At 62.4% G+C, this 21,161-nt stretch carries 21 protein-coding genes; 15 read left to right on the top strand and 6 right to left on the bottom strand.

The window, feature by feature from the left end:
• The first annotated feature begins 1 nt into the window (after position 1).
• Together denD and A4A58_RS02870 are read left to right on the top strand one after the other, a co-directional pair.
• Positions 2-970 (top strand): D-erythronate dehydrogenase, encoded by a 969-nt coding sequence (denD, locus tag A4A58_RS02875; RefSeq protein WP_068729611.1) that lies wholly within the window; start codon positions 2-4, stop codon positions 968-970.
• Positions 971-985: 15 nt separating this feature from the next.
• Positions 986-1,507 carry an NUDIX hydrolase gene (locus tag A4A58_RS02870; protein WP_068729609.1) on the top strand — a complete coding sequence of 174 codons (522 nt, stop codon included), beginning with the start codon at positions 986-988 and terminating at the stop codon, positions 1,505-1,507.
• 35 nt (positions 1,508-1,542) lie between these two features.
• On the opposite strand, the gene A4A58_RS02865 is transcribed toward A4A58_RS02870, so the two are convergent.
• Together A4A58_RS02865 and A4A58_RS02860 are read right to left on the bottom strand one after the other, a co-directional pair.
• Positions 1,543-1,908 (bottom strand): glyoxalase superfamily protein, encoded by a 366-nt coding sequence (locus A4A58_RS02865; RefSeq protein WP_068729607.1) that lies wholly within the window; start codon positions 1,906-1,908, stop codon positions 1,543-1,545.
• A gap of 67 nt (positions 1,909-1,975) precedes the next feature.
• Positions 1,976-3,046 carry a methyl-accepting chemotaxis protein gene (locus tag A4A58_RS02860; RefSeq protein WP_244499676.1) on the bottom strand — a complete coding sequence of 357 codons (1,071 nt, stop codon included), beginning with the start codon at positions 3,044-3,046 and terminating at the stop codon, positions 1,976-1,978.
• A gap of 319 nt (positions 3,047-3,365) precedes the next feature.
• Between A4A58_RS02860 and A4A58_RS02855 the strand changes: the two genes are divergently transcribed.
• The 6 genes from A4A58_RS02855 (at position 3,366) to A4A58_RS02835 (ending at position 7,962) form a co-directional block, all read left to right on the top strand.
• A complete protein-coding gene (locus A4A58_RS02855; protein ID WP_068729604.1) occupies positions 3,366-3,680 on the top strand; it encodes a hypothetical protein in 315 nt (104 codons plus the stop codon).
• A gap of 142 nt (positions 3,681-3,822) precedes the next feature.
• Complete coding sequence (locus A4A58_RS29485; RefSeq protein WP_244499640.1) at positions 3,823-3,999, top strand: hypothetical protein; 177 nt, start codon at positions 3,823-3,825, stop codon at positions 3,997-3,999.
• A 174-nt stretch (positions 4,000-4,173) separates the two neighbouring features.
• Positions 4,174-4,326, top strand: coding sequence for a hypothetical protein (locus A4A58_RS31385; protein WP_244499639.1), 153 nt, complete (start codon positions 4,174-4,176; stop codon positions 4,324-4,326).
• Between the two features lie 122 nt (positions 4,327-4,448).
• Positions 4,449-6,320, top strand: a complete 1,872-nt coding sequence (gene htpG, locus A4A58_RS02845) for a molecular chaperone HtpG (RefSeq protein WP_068729602.1) — start codon at positions 4,449-4,451, stop codon at positions 6,318-6,320.
• A gap of 62 nt (positions 6,321-6,382) precedes the next feature.
• Complete coding sequence (locus A4A58_RS02840; RefSeq protein WP_068729600.1) at positions 6,383-6,604, top strand: hypothetical protein; 222 nt, start codon at positions 6,383-6,385, stop codon at positions 6,602-6,604.
• A gap of 149 nt (positions 6,605-6,753) precedes the next feature.
• Positions 6,754-7,962, top strand: coding sequence for an ABC transporter substrate-binding protein (locus A4A58_RS02835; RefSeq protein WP_068729598.1), 1,209 nt, complete (start codon positions 6,754-6,756; stop codon positions 7,960-7,962).
• Positions 7,963-8,109: 147 nt separating this feature from the next.
• Here the strand turns inward: A4A58_RS02835 and A4A58_RS02830 are convergent, their stop codons facing one another.
• From A4A58_RS02830 to A4A58_RS02815, 4 genes are all read right to left on the bottom strand, one after another.
• Positions 8,110-9,195 (bottom strand): lipocalin-like domain-containing protein, encoded by a 1,086-nt coding sequence (locus tag A4A58_RS02830; RefSeq protein ID WP_068729596.1) that lies wholly within the window; start codon positions 9,193-9,195, stop codon positions 8,110-8,112.
• The gene (locus tag A4A58_RS02825) at positions 9,185-11,647 is read right to left on the bottom strand and encodes an FtsX-like permease family protein (protein WP_068729593.1); all 2,463 of its coding nucleotides are present in this window, start codon (positions 11,645-11,647) and stop codon (positions 9,185-9,187) included. The genes A4A58_RS02830 and A4A58_RS02825 overlap by 11 nt, the downstream gene beginning before the upstream one ends.
• Positions 11,644-12,297, bottom strand: coding sequence for an ABC transporter ATP-binding protein (locus tag A4A58_RS02820; RefSeq protein ID WP_068729591.1), 654 nt, complete (start codon positions 12,295-12,297; stop codon positions 11,644-11,646). Before A4A58_RS02820 ends, A4A58_RS02825 begins: the two co-directional genes overlap by 4 nt.
• Positions 12,298-12,359: 62 nt before the next feature.
• Positions 12,360-13,574: an MFS transporter gene (locus A4A58_RS02815; RefSeq protein WP_068729589.1), complete on the bottom strand. Its 1,215-nt coding sequence runs from the start codon at positions 13,572-13,574 to the stop codon at positions 12,360-12,362.
• Positions 13,575-13,751: 177 nt separating this feature from the next.
• Here A4A58_RS02815 and A4A58_RS02810 point away from each other — a divergent pair, with 177 nt between their 5' ends.
• The 7 genes from A4A58_RS02810 to ccoG all read left to right on the top strand — a co-directional run bounded on the left by A4A58_RS02810 (position 13,752) and on the right by ccoG (position 21,161).
• Positions 13,752-15,002, top strand: coding sequence for a hypothetical protein (locus A4A58_RS02810; RefSeq protein WP_244499638.1), 1,251 nt, complete (start codon positions 13,752-13,754; stop codon positions 15,000-15,002).
• 329 nt (positions 15,003-15,331) lie between these two features.
• Positions 15,332-16,042: a Crp/Fnr family transcriptional regulator gene (locus A4A58_RS02805; RefSeq protein ID WP_068729586.1), complete on the top strand. Its 711-nt coding sequence runs from the start codon at positions 15,332-15,334 to the stop codon at positions 16,040-16,042.
• Between the two features lie 133 nt (positions 16,043-16,175).
• A complete protein-coding gene (gene ccoN, locus A4A58_RS02800; RefSeq protein WP_068730406.1) occupies positions 16,176-17,807 on the top strand; it encodes a cytochrome-c oxidase, cbb3-type subunit I in 1,632 nt (543 codons plus the stop codon).
• Positions 17,808-17,816: 9 nt separating this feature from the next.
• Entirely contained in the window at positions 17,817-18,551 is a 735-nt protein-coding gene (gene ccoO / locus A4A58_RS02795; protein ID WP_068729584.1) for a cytochrome-c oxidase, cbb3-type subunit II, read from the top strand.
• A 12-nt stretch (positions 18,552-18,563) separates the two neighbouring features.
• Positions 18,564-18,728: a cbb3-type cytochrome oxidase subunit 3 gene (locus A4A58_RS02790; protein WP_068729582.1), complete on the top strand. Its 165-nt coding sequence runs from the start codon at positions 18,564-18,566 to the stop codon at positions 18,726-18,728.
• Positions 18,729-18,735: 7 nt separating this feature from the next.
• A complete protein-coding gene (ccoP, locus tag A4A58_RS02785) occupies positions 18,736-19,611 on the top strand; it encodes a cytochrome-c oxidase, cbb3-type subunit III (RefSeq protein WP_068729580.1) in 876 nt (291 codons plus the stop codon).
• A gap of 101 nt (positions 19,612-19,712) precedes the next feature.
• Positions 19,713-21,161 (top strand): cytochrome c oxidase accessory protein CcoG, encoded by a 1,449-nt coding sequence (ccoG, locus tag A4A58_RS02780; protein ID WP_068729578.1) that lies wholly within the window; start codon positions 19,713-19,715, stop codon positions 21,159-21,161.

The following is a 21,161-nucleotide window of genomic DNA, read 5'->3' as shown; positions in this document are numbered from 1 at the left end:
AATGAAGGTTCTGGTGATTGGCGCGGCCGGCATGATCGGCCGCAAGCTGTGCGAGCGGCTGTTGAGGGACGGTCATGTCGGCGGTGGGGAAATCGGCGATCTGGTGATGGCCGATGCGGTCCCCAGCGATCTGGTCGGCGCGCGCAGCATCATGGTCGATCTCGCAAAACCGGATGCGCCCGCAGCCCTGCTGGCGTCAAAGCCCGACCTGATCTTCCATCTTGCTGCGGTCGTCTCCGGCGAAGCCGAGCAGAATTTCGACAAAGGCTACGCAGTCAATCTCGACGGCACACGCAATCTGTTCGAGGCGATCCGTGCGATGGGTGACGGTTATCGCCCTCGCATCGTCTACACCTCGTCCATCGCGACCTTCGGCGCGCCCTATAACGGGCCGATCGCCGACGATTTCTTTCACACGCCGCTGTCGAGCTACGGAACGCAGAAGGCGATCTGCGAATTGCTGCTGGCCGATTATACGCGGCGCGGGTTCTTCGACGGGATCGGAATTCGCCTGCCGAATATCTGCGTGCGGCCAGGCAAGCCCAATGCGGCAGCGTCGGGTTTCTTCTCCAATATCATCCGTGAGCCGCTGGCCGGGCGTGAGGCGGTGCTGCCGGTAACCGACGACGTCGGGCAGACACATGCCAGTCCGCGCGCGACGACGGAATTCCTACTTCATGGTGCAACGCTCGACAGCGCCAAGCTCGGCGCACGCCGCACGGTGATGATGCCCGGCGTGCGCGCATCGGTCGCCGACATGATTGCGGCGCTCCGCCGCGTGGGAGGTGACAGTGTTGTGACACGTATCAAGCATGTGCCAGATCCCGCTACGATGGCGATGGTTGCGGGATGGCCCACGATGTTCGAGACCACGCGCGCGCTGGCGCTGGGCTTCCAGGCGGAACCGGATTTCGATTCCATCATTCATGCTCATATCGAGGATGACCTCGATGGCGTCTTTGTGCGTTAGCGGTTAAGGACAATCATGGCGCGCGATATCATCATGGCGGCGGGAGGCATTGTCGTGCAGCGGGGCGAGACGCCGCTGTTTGCCGTGGTGTGCCTGCGCAAGCGCGGTGACTGGGTGCTTCCGAAAGGCAAGCTCGACAATGGCGAGACGCCGCGTGACGCGGCAGAGCGCGAGGTGCTGGAAGAGACCGGTCATGCTGCGTCGGTGCATGACTATCTCGGCGCCCTGGCCTATCCGCTCGGCGAACGGACCAAGGTCGTGCATTTCTGGCATATGGAGGCTGCGCCCGTGCCGTCACGCAAGCTGATGAAGGATATCAGCGAAGTCGCGTGGCTGCCATTTGACGCCGCCCTGGCGCGGCTGACGCGCAGTCATGAACACGCGTTTCTCGCGCAGGTCGGGCCCATGGCGCTGGCGGCAGCGAGGACGGAACGGGTCGTTGATGGTGAGCCGGTGCGGCCAATTGCCGTGGGGCCTGTCAGCGTGCGACGTGACACGGGGTTCTTCGCAAAGATCAGGAACTGGCTGAACGGGTGAGTTCTCTCGTTGCAGCGATGGCTGAAGCGATTGGCTCAGTGCGTGTTGGTTGCGTCGTCGAAGCGCAGCACATTGCCGAACGGGTCGGTGATCTTCGGGGCCGTATCGGTCGGACTCGGGCGCGCGAAGCGGGCCTGCTTGTCGTTCAATTCTTTCGCGAAGGCTGCGATATTGCTGCCGCGGATATAGACCACGCTGCCCGGCGTGCCGTCGCCGTAGTGTTCGCTGAGATGCAGCTTCACGCCACCGCGCGACACCTGCATGTAGAGCGGGAAGTCCGGCCCGTAACGATGTTCCCAGTCGATCGCAAAGCCGAGGAAGTCGACGTAGAACTCCTTCGCTTTGGCAATGTCATAGATGCGCAGAACCGGAATTGCCGGTTCGAAAGTGACGTCGGTCATCGCTGTCTCCCGCTCGTGGCGTAGGGGAGATTATCGCAGCGAAGTCGCCATTGACTAGATCGTGCGGCTAGGCGCCGCGCATGATCACGCCGTACCAGCCGAGACCTTTGTAAGTCTCATAGCCCGGTGTGGCATGGAAGGCGACGAGGCCGCCCGAACGGTCGTGATAGAAGCCACTGCGGCGGCCGTTCAGAGCGAGGGCGATGCGTTCGGTGAGCAGGCCCTGGCCGTCGGACGAGGCGATGACGCGCAGGTTCGAATCCACCAGCAGCACGCGCGTCTTGTCGTCATCGACGCGAACGCCTTCGACGATGGCGCGAGCCTGGGCTTCCCAGTCGAAATGAATCGCGAGCACGCCGATGGCGCGGCCATTGGCCTTGCCGCCTTCGCGCACGCTGGCGCAATAGGTCGCGACCTGCGCATTGTTCAGGAGCGGCTGGCGCTCGACGTCGCCCGCGGTGTAGTCGTCGCCGGAGCGCAGCGTACGGGCATCGCGAAACCAGGCGGTGCCGGCGATATTCTGGCCCGTGACATTGAAACGATCGCCACGGCCGCTGGCGATGACATTGCCTTGCATGTCGCACAGCCAGAGATCGAGATAGACGGTGTAGGCGCCGAGGATCACGGCAAGTCGCTCGGAGACATGAGCGACGGTGGCATCGCTCGGTGTGGCCGCGCAGTCGACGACGGCGGAGTCGGTCGCCCACCAGCGGACGTCGCACGTGCGCTCATAGAGATTGCGGTCGATCAGTTCGATGGCGTTCAGCGACAGGTCGACCATGCGTTCGCCGCGCGAGCGTTCGGTCATCTTCTCGATCGACGCCATCAGGCTGCCGGTGCGGGCGGTGAGCTGGGATTCCAGATCGCGCGCGATGGTCTCGACCTGCTGGCCGACATTGCGCACTTCCTGCGCGACGACGGCGAAGCCCGCGCCCTGCGCGCCGGCGCGCGAGCTTTCGATCAGCGCGTTCAGCGCCAGCATCTTCATCTGGTTGGTGATGTGCTGGATCGACCTGGTCTTTTCGCAGGCGATCTCATTGACCTCGGCGGTCAACCGCCCAATCAGGGCGGAGATATCGGAGCTGTCGTCAGCCTCTTCAGTCGCATTGGCAAGCGCAGAATTGCTGCTGCGATTCATCGCCAAGACCATCGTCGCATCCCCGTTGACAGCAATCAGTTACCTTCGCTTTATCGCCCGATCATGGTTAATCGTGGCTTAATTTTCCGTGTGCCGGGTTCGCCGACTTGCACGAATAAGCGGCAGGAGTGCGCAACAGGCACTATCTCATTGCGTCTGGTCATGCGCAGCCGCATCCGTAGGACGTTCGGTGCCCCTAACGGCACAAATTAGGGCGTCATTAGTGATGCTTATGCACGCGCCCCCGATTGCTCTGACGAACAACGCGATATCAACCACACTCGTGCAGGCTCAAGGCTTCATAGGCCGAGCCATTGTGATGAGCGTTCTCGAAGACCTGACCGGTGCGACCACGTCGGAACTGTCCGACGAACTGATCTTCCTGATCGCCTCGGCGTCCAGCCCCGAGCAGCGCAAATACGCGGCCGAGCTGTTCCGGTATTTCGCCAAACAGCTCGAATTCGAGTCCTATCGGCGCGGCCAGCAGAGCATGGCCGTTCCACGGCTTCCGTCGCCAGCCATGATTATCGATGCGACGCCCGAACGGAACGAAGGGCCCACGATCCAGCCGTCGGATGACCCCGGCGATGACCCGTCCGTCGGTCTGATCCCGCCGGTGCGCTGGCAGGATTGACGGCGGCGCGACAGTTTTACGTCAGATCCGTTGCTTCCTACCGATTGGCTTAACCATTCGCGGGCCAAATGAGTCGCGAGTGATTCGAACGTTGCAATCGTGAAGAGCGGGCGTGCCAGTGAGTGTAGTTATTCCCTTCCCAATGCGTGCGTCGGCCCCCCAGGTCGATGAGTGTGAAATCGATCTGCTGAGCGCCGTCGATCTGGCGATCCGCGATCTCCGCGAAATCTCCCAGACCGCCAACGACATCGCGCAGGCGCGTGCGCGTGAATGCCTGGCCATGCTGGAAAGCGCCTATGCGGGCGCGCTGCAGGGCTGACTCATTCTGAGTGCGCCAACAGGAGATCAGCGATGCTGTTTCTGGTGATCTCGAATCCGCGCGCCGATCGTCCGTCCGACATGGCGGCCGCGCGTCAGAGCTTCTGGCCGTGGATGGCGGGGTATCAGGCGTCGGGATCTGCCAGCATATTTATCCCGTGTCGGCCGCGGCGTCGTGGTGGTGTTCAGGGTCGAGAGTAACGACGTGCTGCATCGCATCCTGAACGAATGGGCCGACATCATCCCGGCCCAGTTCGAGGTCTATCCTCTGGTCGACCTCGATGCGACGACCAGGCTTCTTGCATCGCAAGTCGCAGCTTCAAGCTAGCATAGCCAGCTCTAGTTCCCGATCGGCCTTTTCGCGCGGAATCCATCGGTTCGCACCATGGACTCGGCAAATCCGCGTCGCTATATGCGTGATCTCTCCCTTACCAGTATCGGGCACTTTTCATGACGACCACTGACACCGCTGCACCCGTTTCCCAGCCGTTCCAGGCCGAAGTCGCCGAATTGCTGAACCTGATGGTTCACTCGGTCTATTCCGAGACCGACATCTTTCTGCGTGAGCTCATTTCCAACGCGTCCGACGCCTGCGACAAGCTACGCTATGAGGCGATCGCCAATCCCCAGCTGATCCCCGACGGCCAGTCGCCCAACATCACCATCATTCCGGACAAGGCGGCCAATACGCTGTCGATCATCGATACCGGCATCGGCATGGACCGCCAGGAGCTGATCGACAATCTCGGCACCATTGCGAAGTCCGGTACCAAGTCGTTTTTGTCGCGGCTGACCGAAGCCAAGGACGGCTCGAACCTGATCGGCCAGTTCGGCGTCGGCTTCTATGCGGCCTTCATGGTGGCCGAGAAGATCGTGGTCACCAGCCACCGCGCCGGCACCCACGATGCGTTCACATGGACCTCGACCGGCGGGGCCGGTTTCGAGATCGGCCAGGTCAGTGACGGCATGAGCGTGCCGACCGGCACCTCCATCGTGCTGCATCTGAAGGACGATGCGAAGAAATATCTCGATACCTATGAGATCGAGCGCATCGTGTCAGCCTATTCGGACAACATCCAGTTTCCGATCATGCTCAAGGACGGCGATGCCGTGCCGCGTCAGATCAATTCGGCCAGCGCGCTGTGGCAGCGCTCCAAGTCCGAACTGACGCCGGAAGATTACAGCGCGGCCTACAAGTCCATCGCGCATGCCTATGACGAGCCGGCGATGACGCTGCATTACCGTGCCGAGGGCCGCTATTCCTATGCGGTGCTGCTGTTCGCGCCGTCGCAGAAGCCGTTCGACCTGTTCGAGCCGAATCGCAAGGGCCATGTGAAGCTCTATGTGCGCCGCGTCTTCATCACCGATGATGCGGATCTGTTGCCATCCTATCTGCGCTTCATCCGCGGTGTCATCGATGCCGAGGATCTGCCGCTGAATCTCTCGCGCGAAATGTTGCAGAACAATCCGCAGCTCGCGCAAATCAGGAAGGCCGTGGCGACGCGCGTGATCGGCGAGCTGGAAAGCCTCAGCGAGAAGGATGCCGAGACCTTCGCGAAGATCTGGGACGCCTTCGGCCCGGTGATCAAGGAAGGCATCTATGAGGATTTCGAGCGCCGCGAGAAGCTGCTGGCGCTGTCGCGTTTCACCACGACTTCGGGCGAGAAGCGTTCGCTGAAGGATTATGTCGCGGACCTGAAGCCGAACCAGACCGAGATCTATTATCTCGCTGGCGACAGCCTCGATCGCCTGAAGTCGAATCCGAAGCTGGAAGCCGCCAAGTCGCGCGGCATCGAAGTGCTGCTGCTGACCGACGCGGTCGATGCGTTCTGGAGCTCGGCGCCGCTGGATTTCGACGGCAAGCCGCTGAAGTCGTTGAGCCAAGGCGAGGTCAATCTCGATCTGATCCCGCGTATTGATGAAGACGCGACCAAGGACGAGCCGAAGACCGAAACCGATGAAGCTGCGACCATTGCCGTGATCAAGGAAGCACTCGGCGAGCGTGTCTCCGACGTGAAGGTCTCGACACGCCTGACCACCTCGGCGTCGTGCCTCGTGGCCGGCGGCGCCGGCCCCGACCGCGAGCTTGAGCGCATGCTGGCGATGCAGAACCGCGGCAGCATCACCAAGCCGATCCTCGAGATCAATCTGCGCCATCCGCTGGTGGCGAAAATCGCGGGCGCGGACAAGGCGGCAGGCGGCGAGGCGTCGGACATTGCGTTCCTGCTGCTCGAACAGGCGCAGATTCTCGACGGCGAATTGCCGGAAGATCCGGCGGCCTTTGCAAGCCGTCTTAACCGGTTGGTCCTGCGCGGGCTCTGATCGCCGACCATTTCACGGCGCGGGGCATCGCTCCCCGCGCTTTCGATGCCAAGGAATTCCCCATGAGCACCGTCTTCGAGAAACTCATCGCGAAATACGCCGAGCGTGGCGATTTCGAGCGTTTGAAGGGCTACAAGACCGACCGGATGGCCATCCTGAAAAGCATCCAGGATGGCACTTACGAGAAAATGCACCTCATTTCCGACGCCGATCCGGTGTCGATGGTCGCCGAAATCGAGCGGGAACTGGCCTGTATCGAAGCGGCGCTGAAGAAGCAGCAATGACATGAGTGCGTTGCAGCAACTGCGGAGACGACTTGCGCTCCGCGATGACGCAAAGCTGATCTGCAAATTCTGTCTAGGCCGAAAGATTATCTGGTTCGACCTCCGCTTCTAAAATAGCGTGCGCCCAAATTAAAACCTGGGAGGCATTGATGAAATTCGGACTGTTGTCGACGGCTGCACTGTGCGGTCTTCTCTTCGCGACATCCGCTTCGGCGCAACAAGGCGCGAACCAAGCCGTCAAGATCGGCATTCTCAACGATCAGTCCGGCGTCTATGCCGATTACGGCGGCAAATATTCGGTCGAAGCCGCCAAGATGGCGATCGAGGATTTCGGCGGCGAGGTGCTCGGCAAGAAGATCGAAATGGTCACCGCCGACCACCAGAACAAGCCCGATCTGGCCGTCTCCATCGCGCGGCGCTGGTATGACGTCGAAGGCGTCGACATGATCACCGAGCTCACCACCTCGTCGGTGGCGCTTGCGGTTCAGGAACTGTCCAATCAAGAGAAGAAGATCGACATCGTGGTCGGCGCGGCCTCGTCGCGCGTCACCGGCGATGCCTGCACGCCTTATGGCTTCCACTGGTCGTTCGATACACGCGCCTTGGGTGTTGGCACCGGCGGCGCGCTGACCGAAGCTGGTGGCGACAGCTGGTTCTTTCTTACGGCGGACTACGCTTTCGGCTATTCGCTGGAAAAGGACACCGGCGATATCGTGAAGGCAAAGGGCGGCAAGGTGCTCGGTGCCGTTCGCCATCCGCTGAACTCGTCTGACTTCTCGTCCTTCCTGCTACAGGCGCAGGCTTCCAAGGCCAAGGTCATTGGCCTTGCCAATGCCGGCCTCGATACGACCAACGCCGTGAAGCAGGCGGCTGAATTCGGCATCGTTGCCGGCGGCCAGAAGCTCGCCGGTCTTTTGCTGACGCTAGCCGAAGTCAACGGCCTTGGACTGCAGGCGGCGCAGGGCCTGGTGCTGACGGAATCGTTCTACTGGGATCGTGATGACAAATCGCGTGAGTTCGCCGATCGCTTCTTCAAGCGCACCCAGCGTATGCCGAACATGATCCAGGCCGGCACTTATTCGTCGACACTGTCCTACCTCAAAGCGGTGAAAGCGGCAGGCACAAAGGATTCCGAAACCGTCGCGAAGAAGCTGAAGGAACTTCCGGTCGATGACGCCTTCGCCCAGGGCGGCAAGGTGCTCGCCAATGGCCGCATGGTGAAGGACCTCTATCTGTTCGAGGTCAAGAAGCCGTCGGAATCGAAGAAGCCTTGGGATTACTACAAGCAGCTCGCCGTGGTGCCCGGCGACAAGGCCTATCCGACCGCGGCCGAGAGCGGCTGCCCGCTGACGAAGTAACGTCATTCGCTATTAGCTGCGACAAAAACTCCGTCATGGCCGGGCTTGTCCCGGCCATCCACGTCTTAGCGGTGTGCTCGATACAAGAAAGGCGTGGATGCCCGGGTCAAGCCCGGGCATGACGGATATTGTGGTGGCTATCGCACCTCAATATCCCGTCATTTCCAGATAGCCCGTACCGCTGTGGCTGCCGGTGAAGCTCACCGGCCCTTCCCAATAAGGGAAACTCGTCGTCATCCAGCTCCTGGCATTCAGCGGCGAGGTTGCGATCTGTAATCCGCGCGATGCGATCGATACCTTCCATGACGTCGGGATCCTGCGGCCGGCGATCTCGGTCATGACTGTCGGCGTCATATCTATAGCGCCTGGAGCAAGCTGTTCGGATTTTCCGTCCGCGGTAATCCAGTTGCCGGCAAAATAATGCGCGCCGTCCTTCTGCCGGAGACGAAACAGCATCAGCTTCGCATTGTCAGGCAGATGCAGCGAGAACCAGTCCCAGCCGGTCTGGTCAGAAGCCAGCGGCTGGCTCGAATATTCCCTGTCCATCCAGGCGTGGCCGGTGACGGCGATCTCCTTGCCGTCGATGGTCAGCACGCCCGATGCGGTGAAATATGGCTGGCTGTAGTAATACGATGCCTGGCCGCGTTCGGATTTGCGGCTGAAACCATTTTCGCCCTGCAGCACGAGTGGCTGCTTTGCATCGAGCCGTAGCCCGTAGCTGAAATCCGCCGACGATGCCGACACATCGAGCGGCGCAACCGACCTGTCGTCGAAGTTCTCAAGCCCGCGCATTTCCCACGCATCGATCCATGCACGGAATGGTGTTGTCGTGACACCGGCCTGACTGATGCCGCCGCGGGCAAAATTCTCGGCCGCATGATGCGCGGTCATCGATGTCACCGCCGCGTGACCCATCCAGATCTGCGGTGTCGCCCAGCCGTCACCTTGCGCGCCCGCCGCCATCGCCTGTCGAAACAGCGTCCACTGCGCGCCATAGGCATTCCCTGATGCGTCCGTGAGATTGGCCGTGAGGTACCACCATTCGATGCGATAGTCCGGATGCGGGCCGTGATCGGCCGGAAAGGTGAGGGGACGGCCCGGAACGACAGCCGCAAAACCTTCGGCGTCGCGGCCGAGGCCGGCAAAGCCCTGGGCGAATGCGCGTGAACCGCCGAGGCCGAGCAATGCGGCGGCGCCGATCAAGCTGCGACGTGTGAGCGAGCTAGCGCTCATTGGCGAATACCTTCACCAGTGTGGCCGGCTGCATGCGCAGCAGTTTCAGGATCGGTAGCAAGGCTGCGAGCAACGAGGCCAGCATGGCAACGCCGAGCAACTGGACCAGTTGCAGCGGAAACACATGGAACGGCAGGCGCCAGCCGAAGGCCTTCACATTGACGATGGCGATAAGACACCACGCCACCAGCAGGCCGAGCGGCAGCGCCAGCAGTGAGGTAATCAAGGCGACCGACAGCGTCTTCAACAGCTCGATCCCGGCCAGCCGACGGCGCGTGATGCCGATGGCCCAGAGCGGCGCCAGTTGGGGCAGACGCGAATTGCTCAGCGTGAGCAGGCTGGTGAGCAACGCGACGCCTGCGACGCCGAGCGTGAAGGCATTGAGCGCTGCAGTGACCGCGAAGGTGCGGTTGAAGATTGCAAGCGATTCCGTTTTCACCGTCGTCTGATCGGCGAGGTTGCGGCCATCGAGGCCGAAGCGCGCGCGAATGGCTGTGATCAGCGCCGGCACATCCGCAGACGCGACGCGCAGTCCCATGCGGGTCTGCGAAATCTCCGGGAAGTGCTTCACCAGCGCATCCACATTGGCGCCGATCTGGCCTTGCGGATTGCCGTAATCTGCATAGATGGCGACGACGTCGAGCGACCAGTTGCCGGTCGGAGTTGGCACATCCAGGCGGTCACCGAGTTTGAGCTTCATGCGCAGCGACAATTGCTCCGATATCAGAGCGGCATTGCCGCTGCGCACGCGATCCCATGCATCGCTGGTCGATTCCAGCAATGGCCATTGATCGCGATAGGTGGCGTGATCGGCGAAGCCGAGAAGCTCGATCGGCGCGCCGTTGAACTGTAGGTCCGCGCGGCTGCCCGGCAGAACTGCCTGCACGTCGGGACGCGTCTTCAACCAGGTCTTGATCTCGATCACCTGCTTCTCGCTCGCCGCGTTCAGATAGATCTCGGACGCCAGCCGCCCGTCGAGCCAGCCCGTGAACGTGCGGCTGAAACTCTCCACCATGGTGCCGACGCCGACATTGACGGCAAGCGCCAGCAGCAGCGCCATCAGCGCCAGCGACAGGCCGGAAAGCTGCAGCCGGCTGTCGGCCCAGAACCATGTGACGAGTGGCCGTCGCGCGCTGCGTTCGCCTCCGGCAAGGACGATGCCGAGGATGACCGGCAATGCGAGCGCTGCGCCGAGCAGGAGAGCGGCCAACACGAAGAAACCGGCAATCAGGGAATCGCCAAGCCAGAGCGCGAGCCCGGCGGCGATGAACACGAGCAATGCGCCCGCGCCTTGCAGCCGCAGCCAGCGATGCTGTGCCTGTTGCCAGGCATAGGGCTGCGCGGTGGCGAGCAGGGGAAGGCGGACGGCTTTCAGCAGGCTCGATGTCGCCGCCAGCAGCGCGCCGGTCACGGAAATCGCGAGACCAGCGAACCACCATTCGGGCTTCAGTGTGAGTTGCCCCGGGATCTGCGCGCCATAGAGTCCGCGCAGGCTGGCCGCAACATCGGGCAGCAGCGATGCGGCGATGAAATAGCCGCAGACGAGACCGATGACGCCGGCGATCAGCGCGATGCTGACAAGCTCCAGCACCAGCACGCTGTTGAGCTGCCGCGCTGAGACGCCGCAGGCACGCAAGGTGCGCAGCATAGGCAGGCGCTGTTCGAAGCCGAGGCCGATGGCCGAATTGACGATGAACAGCCCGACGAAGAAGGACAGCAGGCCGAAGGCGGTGAGATTGAGATGGAAACTGTCGGTGAGACGTTCGAGGTCTGTCTCGGCATCGGGCTTCACCAGCCGCAACCGATCGCCGACGACGCTGCCGAGCGATGCGCGTGGACCCTTGGTACTACCGATCAGCAGGCGCGAAATCTGGTCCGGCATCTTCAGCAGTTTCTGGGCGATGCCGATATCGACCACGAGGACGCCGGGTGCGAGTTGCGGCTGCAGCTTCAGGGGCGGCAGCAGTGCTCCGTCATTGAGCGCGGGCGTTGCGCCCTCGGTGAGGCCGAGGCTGGCCAGTGTTTCCGGCGCGATCAGGGCTTGCCCGGGCGGCGTCAGAAAGGCCTGTGCTCCCGTCCTGCCGATCTCCGTCGCAGCGCTGGCTTCGACAGGCATGGTCACCGGCTCGATGCCGAGCAGGCGCACCGAGCGGCCGCCAATGGAGATGCGGCCTTCGACCACAGGGGACACCGGCCAGCCCGCGCGGCGGAGATCGACAAAGAGCTGTTGCGAAAACGCGCCGCCATTGGTTGCGACCAGCATCGGCGTGCGCGTTCCGCCGAAGGCCGCGGCGGCGCGGTCATAGCTGGTGCGGGCCTGCTGGTTGAGCGCCTGCACGCCGCTCCACAATGCGGTAGCGGCGATCAATCCGATCAGGAGCGTCGCGAACTGCATCGGATGCCGGCGCCAGTGGCTGAGCAGTACCGCAAGGATCCAGAGCGCGCGTCTCACGCGATCAATCCGGCATGAAGATGGATGCGGCGATCCAGCGTCGCAGCAAGACGCTCGCTATGGGTCACCATCAGGAAACCGCAGCCAGTGCGGGCTACGAGATCGCGCGCCAGCCCCAAGACTTCGTCAGCCGTGTTCTCGTCGAGATTGCCGGTGGGTTCATCGGCGAGCAGCAACAGCGGTTTCGAGGCCAGCGCGCGGCCGATGGCGACTCGCTGTTGTTGGCCGCCGGAGAGCTGTTCGGGATAGCGCTTGAGCAGCGCGCCGAGGCCGAGGCGCTCGGTGAGTTCGCGTTGCCAGGCTGCGTCGTGCTTGCCGGAGATGCGCGCCTGAAATGCCAGATTGTCGGCGACCGACAGCGACGGGATCAGGTTGAATTGCTGGAATACGAGGCCGAGCCGGTCGCGGCGCAGCGCGGCGCGCGCGGAATCGTGGAGGCCGGTGACGACGATGTCGCCAAGGGTGATCTCGCCGCCGTCGGCTTCATCGAGACCGGCGATCAGATGCAGCAGCGTGCTCTTGCCGCTGCCGGATTCGCCGGTCAGCGCCACGCTCTCGCCGGCGGCAACGCTGAGATCGACGCCGCGCAACACGGCGACCTGTTCCTGGGCTGAACGATAGGATTTGGTGAGATGGCGAACCGTGAGCATGCGGCGGAGACTATAACAGAACCGCTCCCCGCCGTCCCCACGCAGGCGGGGACGACAACCCGTTATCGCTTGCGCTCCGACACCAGCGCCAGCAGCACCGTCGCCGCCATGAAGCAGGCGGAGGCGCCGAACACCCAATGCGGCAGCGCGTGATCCATGAACCAGCCGAACAGGATGGGGCTGATGATGCCGCCGAAATTGAAGCCGGTGGAGACGATGCCGAAGGCGCGGCCGGCGGCGCCGGGAGGGGCGGCCTCGCGCACCAGCATGTCGCGCGACGGTGTCAGCACGCCGCCGAGGAAGCCCGCGGTGGTCATGGCCGCGACGATCACCGGCGTCGGCAGCGTGAATACTGCGATGGCACAGATGATGGCGGCATTGATCGTGAAACAAACGGCGGCGACGCGGCTGTGGTGTCTGGTCCGATCGGCCAGCCAGCCGCCGGCAAGCACGCCGACGGCGCTGGCCGCGAGGAAAGCGGTGAGGGCGATGTTCGCCGATGACAGCGATGTGCCGTAGCCGTTCATCAGCGCGACGATGCCGAAGCTGTTGATGCCATTCTGCGACAGCGACAGCAGTGTGAAGAACAGCGTCAGCATCAGGATCGCCGGGGTCATCATGCTGACCTTGGGCGTCTCCGCATTTTTGGCGTCATCGCCATCAGCCATCGCGCCGGCATCGGGAATGCTGACCACGATCAGCATCAGTGCAATCGCCACGCCGATGGCGCCCGCGACGATCAGCGCGCCCTGGCCGCCGATACCAACCAGCAGTGCCGCCATCAGGGGAGGCGCGACCGCGCCGCCGACAAAGCCTGCGAATGTGTGGATTGAGAATGCGCGGCCCATCTTCGACTCGTCCATATGCGCGGCGAGGATGGCGTAGTCGGCCGGATGATAGACGCTGTTGGCGAGGCCGAGCAGCGCGGCGCAGACGATCAGCGCGGGATAGCTGAGCAACAGGCCGAGCGCGATCAGCGCGCAGCCGCCGAGCATGACGCCGAGGATCAGGATCTTGCGTGCGCCGATGCGGTCAACGAGATAGCCGATCGGCGCCTGAGTGAGGCCGGAGACGACAGCGAAAGTGGTGAGGGCGAAGCCGAGTTCGATATAGCCGACACCGAGCCGGTCCTTCAGGAACGGGAACAGCATTGGCAGCACGAAGATGTGGAAGTGACTGACCCAATGCGCAGTGGAAATCGCCGTCAGCGTCCGCGTCGCCGAAGGGACGTGGTCACGCGACGCGAGATGCGAGGTCGAGGCCGGAATATCGACCATATGCGTTTCCACCAAGGCGGCTGATGGCCGCTTTTTGCAGCCTCGAAAAGGTGCGCTATGCCTACGTTCTCAGCAGGTTAATGTCTATCAGCACTGCGACATGCAGGTGTTGCGGCCCGTGCAGGGCAGCAGCGGGAAACGCGACCACGGCCCGGGAATGCGACATGATTGAGCATGATGACGAGCAGCCCGAATTTTAAGCCGCTGCGGATCCTGCTGTCGGAAGGCACCAGCACCTCCGCGCGGGAGGCTGTCACCGTGCTCGGCCTCGCCGGCCATGTGGTAGATGTCTGCGATCCCGCCGCTGCCGGGCTGGCGCGGTTCTCGCGATTTGTCCGCATGTATCACCGCTGCCCGGGAATGCGGGAAAATCCCCTGGGCTTCCTGCGGTTCATCGAAGGCCTGCTGGCGACGGGCGACTATGACGTACTACTGCCAGTCCACGAACAGGGCTTCCTGTTCGCGAAAGTGCAGGAGCGGCTGAGGCCGCTGGCCGGCCTGGCCTTGCCGTCCTTCGCGAGCTACCGGGCGGCGCATAGCAAGGCCGGTTTCAGCCGTATGCTGAGCGAGCTTGGATTGCCGCAACCCGAGACCCAGATCGTCGCCGGCGCTGACGTGCTCCGCAACGCTGTCCGCTTCCCCTGCGTTATCAAGACCGCCATCGGCACTGCGAGCCGCGGCGTCTGGGTGGTGCGTGACGGTGCTGACCTTGCGTTGGCATCGACAGAGCTTGAGGTTGGCAACCACTTTGCCGGTGAGGTGCTGGTGCAGGCCCATGCCGCGGGCGCGACCGAGAAGGCGCAGGGCGTGTTCTGCCGCGGCGAACTGGTCGGCTTTCACGTCACTCGCCAGATCATGGAGGGTGCCGGGGGTGGCGATGCCATCAAGCGCAGCGTGCGGCGAGACCGCGTGCGCGGCGATCTCGCGGCCATCGGTAGGCATCTCGCCTGGCACGGCGCGCTGTCGATCGACTTCATCATGCCGGACGATGACAGCGGGCCATTCTATATCGACTGCAATCCGCGGCTGGTGGAGCCGATGGCCGCCTGGCTCGCCGGCGTCGATCTGGTCGATCTGCTGCTGCGCATCTCGCTTGGCGAGACGCCGGATGTCGCACCGGCGACGCGCGAGGGCGTCGTCACGCATCAGGCCATGCAGGTGCTGCTCGGCAGTGCGCAGCGCGGCGGCGACAGGCGAGATCTGCTATGCATTTGCCGCGATATCTGGTGTCGCCGTGGCGACTATGCCGGCAGCACCGAAGAGCTCACGCCGGTGCGCATCGACCGGCTCAGCGTAGCGCCGCTGATGATGACTGCGCTGTTGCTGCTAGTGTCGCCGGGGCTGTCGCATGTGCTGGCGAAACGCGGCTGGGGTGCGCATCTGCTCGATGCCGGGACGGTTGCGGCCATCGAAAGCGAGATGTTTTAGTTTCATCCGGCCGCGTTAGAGTTGAATAGTTGCGGCAGACGCGGCCGGCTCCCTCTCCCCGCTCTGCGCGGGGAGAGGGGTGGGGTGAGGGGCGTGGCACCTCAGCCACTGCCATCTCCGCTTCTTCGATTCGATAGGTCTTGCTAGGCGGCAACTGCAGTGCGCCGTCCCTCACCCGGATCACGCGCGATGCGCGCGACCCGACCTCTCCCCGCGCAAGATGCGGGGAGAGGTAAGAGGCGATTGATGTGTATCAATGTGTGCCGCGCTGATCCGGTTATCCAAAAGTGCCCCGCACTTCCGCGAGGCCAACGAAACCCGGGGAGCGCATGACAAAGCTGATGGCTGCATCGTCGTTCGCTGCGCCTTGTGCGAATGCGGCTGCGCAGCCGGGCGGCTTCCTGTCTCATCTGGGCGCCGCCGATCTGCGCCAGTTGATGACCCTGGGCGAGCGGGTGCCCTATACTTCGCAGGATGTCCTGTTCACGCAGGGAGCGCCGGCGGGCAAATGCTTCAGCGTGGTCGAGGGTGTGGTCGGCATCTACAGGACCGAATGCGATAATCGTCGCCAGATCACAAGTTTTGCGCTGCCGGGCGACATCCTCGAGATCGCAACGCAGGGGCATCATGAAGTGTCCGCCGCTGCAATCGGTCCTGCAGTGGTCTGGGAAATCCCGCGTGAGAAATTCGCGCAATTTGCCAGTCACCGGCCCTATGTGCTGAACGAGATCGTCGCGCTGATGGCGACCGAGATCGCCGACGCGCATGACAAGATGTTTTCGCTGGGCCGCCGTGCAGCGGAAGAGAAGCTTATCGTGTTCCTGACGCACTGGCGCGACCGGCTGGCACGGCTCGGTCGCGATGTCGATCCGCTGCCGGTGCCGATGAGCCGGCGCGATATCGCCGATCATCTCGGCCTCACCGTCGAGACTGTGTGCCGGACGCTGGCCAAGCTCGAACGCCGCGGCGCGATCGAGATTCTGCCGGGCCGCATCCGGCTACTGGACACCGAAGCCGTCGCGGCTCCCGCTCTCGCCTGACGCATCATGCCGCGCGTGCGCGAGCTTCCCCCAACTTTGATTTCAATCAATTCACTGAGCGCGCCGCCGTGATTGATGGGTGCGTGCTCGGGAAAGAATCATCATGACGAACCAGACTGACAGCGTGAAGTGGATGACGATCGGCGAGGCCGGTCTGACCGTGATCCTCGCGGTCACCGTATTTCTCTCCATCATCGCAGCGGCCAAGGCGGAAGATGCAGCCTATGCCTTTCACGTGACGCTGGCCGGCTTCGCCAGCCTGGCCTCCGTGTTCGTCATCCTCAATCGCTATTTCGAGCGCGGCGCATTGCCGCCGCAGGAGATCGACGGGCGGCCGAATTACAATTTCGGGCCGATCAAATTCGCCACTGTGGCCTCGGTGTTCTGGGGCATCTCCGGCTTCACGGTGGGGCTGCTAATCGCCTTGCAGCTCGCATGGCCCGATCTGAATTTCAATCTGCCCTGGACCTCGTTCGGCCGGCTGCGGCCGCTGCATACCTCGGCGGTGGTGTTCGCCTTCGGCGGCAACGTGCTGATCGCGACGTCCTTCTTCGTGGTGCAGAAGACCTGCCGTACCCGTCTCGCTGGCGATCTTGCGCCGTGGTTCGTAGTGCTCGGCTATAATTTCTTCATCGTCATTGCCGGCACCGGCTATTTGCTCGGCGTCACGCAATCCAAGGAGTATGCCGAACCGGAATGGTATGCCGATCTCTGGCTGACCATCGTCTGGGTGACTTATCTGCTGGTGTTCCTGATGACGCTCGTGAAGCGCAAGGAACCGCATATCTTCGTCGCCAACTGGTTCTATCTCGCCTTCATCATCACCATCGCGGTGCTGCATCTCGGCAATAACCTTGCGCTGCCCGTCTCGGTCTTCGGCTCCAAGTCGTATGTCGCCTGGGCCGGCGTGCAGGATGCCATGTTCCAGTGGTGGTACGGCCACAACGCGGTGGGCTTCTTCCTCACCGCCGGCTTCCTCGCCATCATGTATTACTTCATTCCGAAGCGCGCCGAGCGGCCGGTCTATTCCTATCGGCTGTCCATCGTGCACTTCTGGGCGATCATCTTCCTCTATATCTGGGCCGGTCCGCATCACCTGCACTATTCGGCTTTGCCCGACTGGACGCAGACGCTCGGCATGACCTTCTCGATCATGCTGTGGATGCCGTCCTGGGGCGGCATGATCAATGGCCTCATGACGCTGTCCGGCGCGTGGGACAAGCTGCGCACCGATCCGGTGCTGCGTATGCTGGTGGTGTCGGTGGCGTTCTACGGCATGGCGACCTTCGAAGGTCCACTGATGTCCATCAAGGTGGTCAATTCGCTCAGCCACTATACCGACTGGACCATCGGTCATGTGCATTCCGGTGCGCTCGGCTGGGTCGGCTTCGTCTCCTTCGGTGCGCTGTATTGCCTCGTGCCTTGGCTGTGGAATCGCAAGGGGCTCTACAGCCTGAAGCTGGTCGAGTGGCACTTCTGGATCGCGACGCTCGGCATCGTTCTCTACATCTCCGCGATGTGGGTGTCGGGCATCCTGCAGGGACTGATGTGGCGTGCCTACACGTCGCTGGGCTTCCTCGAATATTCCTTCATTGAAAGCGTCGAGGCGATGCACCCGTTCTACATCATCCGCGCCGCGGGCGGCGGACTGTTCCTGATCGGTGCGCTGATCATGGCCTGGAATTTGTGGATGACCGTGCGGGTCGGCGAAGCGGAAGAGGGCGTGCTATCGCGCCCCGGCGCCACGCTGCAGCCGGCTGAGTGAGGATCAATCATGTCGTTCTGGAGCCGGCACCAAATCTTCGAGAAGAACTCGATCGTCCTGATCGTGGGCATCATTCTCGTCATCGCCATCGGTGGCATCGTCGAGATCGCGCCGCTGTTCTATCTGAAGAGCACCATCGAGGCCGTCGAGGGCATGCGGCCCTATACACCGCTCGAACTCGCCGGGCGCAACGTCTATGTCCGCGAGGGCTGCTATCTCTGCCATTCTCAAATGGTGCGGCCGCTGCGTGACGAGGTCGAACGTTACGGGCATTACTCGCTGGCGGCGGAGAGCATGTATGACCATCCGTTCCAGTGGGGCTCGAAGCGCACCGGTCCGGATCTCGCGCGTGTCGGCGCGAAATATTCCGATGAATGGCACGTCACGCATCTGAGCAATCCGCGCGCCATCGTGCCGCAATCGGTGATGCCGTCTTACAAGTTCCTGGCCGAGACGCCTGTCAGCACCGAGAACATCGCCGATCATCTGAGCACCAACCGTGCGGTGGGTGTGCCCTATACGGATGATCAGATCGTCAATGCGGTGGCGGACATGAAGACCCAGGCCGATCCCGACAATGGCGATACCGACGCGCTGCTCAAGCGCTACCCGAAATCGGTGGCACGTAACTTCGACGGCAAGCCGGGTCTGCCCACCGAGATGGATGCACTGGTCGCCTATCTGCAGATGCTGGGTACGCTGGTCGATTTCAAACTCTACAACGAAAAAGCAAACCTCCGCTGAGGAGATGGAAGCATGCGCGCAATCCTGACCGTCGAGAACTTCGCGTCGAACCTCGTCCTCACATTCTGGACGCCGGTCTTTGTCGGAATCTTCATCGCAATTCTGACTTACGCATTGTGGCCCCGCAACAAGGCGATGTTTGACGCCGCCGCGCGTCAGCCGTTGCGAGAGGATTGATCAGATCATGAGCGATCACGAAGGCGAATTCGACAAGGCCACCGGTAAGACCACCACAGGTCACTCCTGGGACGGCATCAAGGAACTCAATACGCCGCTGCCGCGCTGGTGGGTAATGACCTTTTATCTCACTATCGTGTGGGCGATCGGCTATTGGGTGGTGTATCCGACCTGGCCGATGATCTGGGGTCACAGCAAAGGCGTTGCGGGCTATTCGTCGCGTGCGGATGTCGCCGTCGATCTCGCCAATCTCGAGAAGATCCGCGGAGGTAAGATGGCGGTGCTCGGCGCTGCACCGCTCGCGGAAATCGAGAAGGACCCGGCGCTGCTGGCACTGGGGCGCGCCAGAGGCCGTGTGGTGTTCGGCGACAATTGTGCGCCGTGTCACGGCACTGGTGCGGCCGGTGCCAAGGGCTTCCCCAACCTGAACGATGACGACTGGCTGTGGGGCGGCACACTGGAGCAGATCGAGAAGACCATCCAGTTCGGCGCGCGTTCCGCCCATGCGGAATCGCATGAAGGCGCCATGCTCGCCTTCGGCCGCGACGGCATGTTGAAGAAGCCGGAGATCGAGACGGTTGCGAACTACGTGCGCTCGCTGTCGAGATTGCCGACGGCCAAGGGTTACGACGCCAATATCGGCCAGAAGCTGTTCGCCGACAACTGCGCCTCGTGCCATGGCGATGCCGGCAAGGGCAATCCGGACATAGGTGCACCGAACCTGACCGACAATATCTGGCTCTACGGTTCGGATGAGGCGACGATTGTCGAGACCATCACCAATGGCCGCAGCGGCGTGATGCCGGCCTGGATCGGCCGTCTCGACCTGGCGACCATCAAGGCGCTGACAGTCTATGTCCATTCGCTGGGGGGTGGACAATAAGTCATAGCGCGCGCGGGCAATCGAGCTCGCGCGTTTGACGTACATCAATTGCACCGCACCGGCGAAGTCTAGGGTCATTCCAGAGACAAGAGTGACCTCCGATGAACAAGCCCGTTGCGCCCGAGGAATTCGACTACGGCCCGCTCTATGCGGCGCAGAAGAAGGTTTTTCCGCAGAAGGTCTCCGGCAGGTATCGCAACGTCAAATGGGCGCTGATGGCGGTCTGCCTTGGCATCTATTATCTGCTGCCTTTCGTGCGCTGGAACCGCGGTCCCGGTGCCCCCGATCAGGCGGTGCTGGTCGACCTGCCGAACAGTCGCTTCTATTTCTTTTTCATCGAGCTGTGGCCGCAGGAAGTCTATTTCTTCACCGGCCTGCTGATCCTTGCCGCCCTCACGCTGTTCCTGATGAATGCCGTCGGTGGTCGCGTCTGGTGCGGCTATCTCTGTCCGCAGACAGTCTGGACCGATTTGTTTTTTGCCGTCGAACGCTTGATCGAAGGCGATCGCCGTGAGCGGATGAAGAAGGAAGCCGAGGGTCTCACGCTGCAGCGTTTCGTCGAACTGACGATGAAGCATTCGATCTGGCTCCTGATCGCATGGTGGACCGGCGGCGCCTGGGTGCTCTATTTCAACGATGCGCCCACGCTGGTGAGGGAACTCGTGACGTTCCAGGCACCGACGCTGGCTTATATCTGGATCGCGATCCTGACGGCAACGACCTACACACTGGCCGGCTGGATGCGCGAGCAGGTCTGTCTCTATATGTGCCCGTGGCCGCGCATCCAGGCGGCCCTCACCGACGAATGGGCGCTCAACGTCACCTACAAGACCGATCGCGGCGAGCAACGGACCTCGCTAAAGAAGGCTGCGGAGTTGCGTGCGCTCGGCCAGCCTGCCGGCGACTGCATCGATTGCCATCAGTGCGTGAATGTCTGCCCGGTGGGCATCGATATCCGCAACGGACTACAGATGGATTGTATCCAGTGCGGATTGTGTATCGACGCCTGCGACGGCGTGATGACCAGGATCGGCCGGCCGACCCGGTTGATCGGCTATGACACCGATATCAACATTGCCAGGCGCAAGGCGGGCAAGCCCGAAATCACGCGCATCATTCGGCCGCGTACGATCGTCTATACCGGTCTCATCGCTGTCGTCGGCGCCGTTATGCTCTATGCGCTGCTGAACCGCTCGCTGCTCGACATCAATGTGCTGCACGATCGTAATCCGGTTGCCGTGCGCCTCAGCGACGGCTCGATCCGCAATGCCTATACGGTGCGGCTGCTCAACAAGCGTGGCGCTGGCCGCGTGGTCACGCTCGATGTCAACGGGCCGGTCAATGCCACTGTGCATGTCGTGGGCATGGATGCGGTGTCGTCAGGCCGCCCGGAGATTGTGCTGGGCCGCGACCAGACCACCGAACTGCGTGTACTGGTGACGGCGCCTGCAGCAGGCAATTCCGAGAAGTCGCTCCCGCTGGTGATGCGTGTCACCGATGCCGTCCATGGCGACATGGCGTCGGCGACCGATCATTTCGTTGCACCGTAA

Origin of the sequence: Tardiphaga robiniae, assembly GCF_001618955.1 — a bacterium.
Classification (GTDB): domain Bacteria; phylum Pseudomonadota; class Alphaproteobacteria; order Rhizobiales; family Xanthobacteraceae; genus Tardiphaga; species Tardiphaga robiniae_A.
The sequence above is the reverse complement of the archived record's forward strand: the minus strand, read 5'-3'. Positions and strand labels throughout refer to the sequence as shown.

Coding starts and splice junctions, on each gene's coding strand:
- denD (WP_068729611.1), top strand. CDS start 2: ATGAAGGTTCTGGTGATTGGCGCGGCCGGCATGATCGGCCGCAAGCTG.
- A4A58_RS02870 (WP_068729609.1), top strand. CDS start 986: ATGGCGCGCGATATCATCATGGCGGCGGGAGGCATTGTCGTGCAGCGG.
- A4A58_RS02865 (WP_068729607.1), bottom strand. CDS start 1,908: ATGACCGACGTCACTTTCGAACCGGCAATTCCGGTTCTGCGCATCTAT.
- A4A58_RS02860 (WP_244499676.1), bottom strand. CDS start 3,046: ATGAATCGCAGCAGCAATTCTGCGCTTGCCAATGCGACTGAAGAGGCT.
- A4A58_RS02855 (WP_068729604.1), top strand. CDS start 3,366: ATGAGCGTTCTCGAAGACCTGACCGGTGCGACCACGTCGGAACTGTCC.
- A4A58_RS29485 (WP_244499640.1), top strand. CDS start 3,823: ATGCGTGCGTCGGCCCCCCAGGTCGATGAGTGTGAAATCGATCTGCTG.
- htpG (WP_068729602.1), top strand. CDS start 4,449: ATGACGACCACTGACACCGCTGCACCCGTTTCCCAGCCGTTCCAGGCC.
- A4A58_RS02840 (WP_068729600.1), top strand. CDS start 6,383: ATGAGCACCGTCTTCGAGAAACTCATCGCGAAATACGCCGAGCGTGGC.
- A4A58_RS02835 (WP_068729598.1), top strand. CDS start 6,754: ATGAAATTCGGACTGTTGTCGACGGCTGCACTGTGCGGTCTTCTCTTC.
- A4A58_RS02830 (WP_068729596.1), bottom strand. CDS start 9,195: ATGAGCGCTAGCTCGCTCACACGTCGCAGCTTGATCGGCGCCGCCGCA.
- A4A58_RS02820 (WP_068729591.1), bottom strand. CDS start 12,297: ATGCTCACGGTTCGCCATCTCACCAAATCCTATCGTTCAGCCCAGGAA.
- A4A58_RS02815 (WP_068729589.1), bottom strand. CDS start 13,574: ATGGTCGATATTCCGGCCTCGACCTCGCATCTCGCGTCGCGTGACCAC.
- A4A58_RS02810 (WP_244499638.1), top strand. CDS start 13,752: ATGACGAGCAGCCCGAATTTTAAGCCGCTGCGGATCCTGCTGTCGGAA.
- A4A58_RS02805 (WP_068729586.1), top strand. CDS start 15,332: ATGACAAAGCTGATGGCTGCATCGTCGTTCGCTGCGCCTTGTGCGAAT.
- ccoN (WP_068730406.1), top strand. CDS start 16,176: ATGACGATCGGCGAGGCCGGTCTGACCGTGATCCTCGCGGTCACCGTA.
- ccoO (WP_068729584.1), top strand. CDS start 17,817: ATGTCGTTCTGGAGCCGGCACCAAATCTTCGAGAAGAACTCGATCGTC.
- A4A58_RS02790 (WP_068729582.1), top strand. CDS start 18,564: ATGCGCGCAATCCTGACCGTCGAGAACTTCGCGTCGAACCTCGTCCTC.
- ccoP (WP_068729580.1), top strand. CDS start 18,736: ATGAGCGATCACGAAGGCGAATTCGACAAGGCCACCGGTAAGACCACC.
- ccoG (WP_068729578.1), top strand. CDS start 19,713: ATGAACAAGCCCGTTGCGCCCGAGGAATTCGACTACGGCCCGCTCTAT.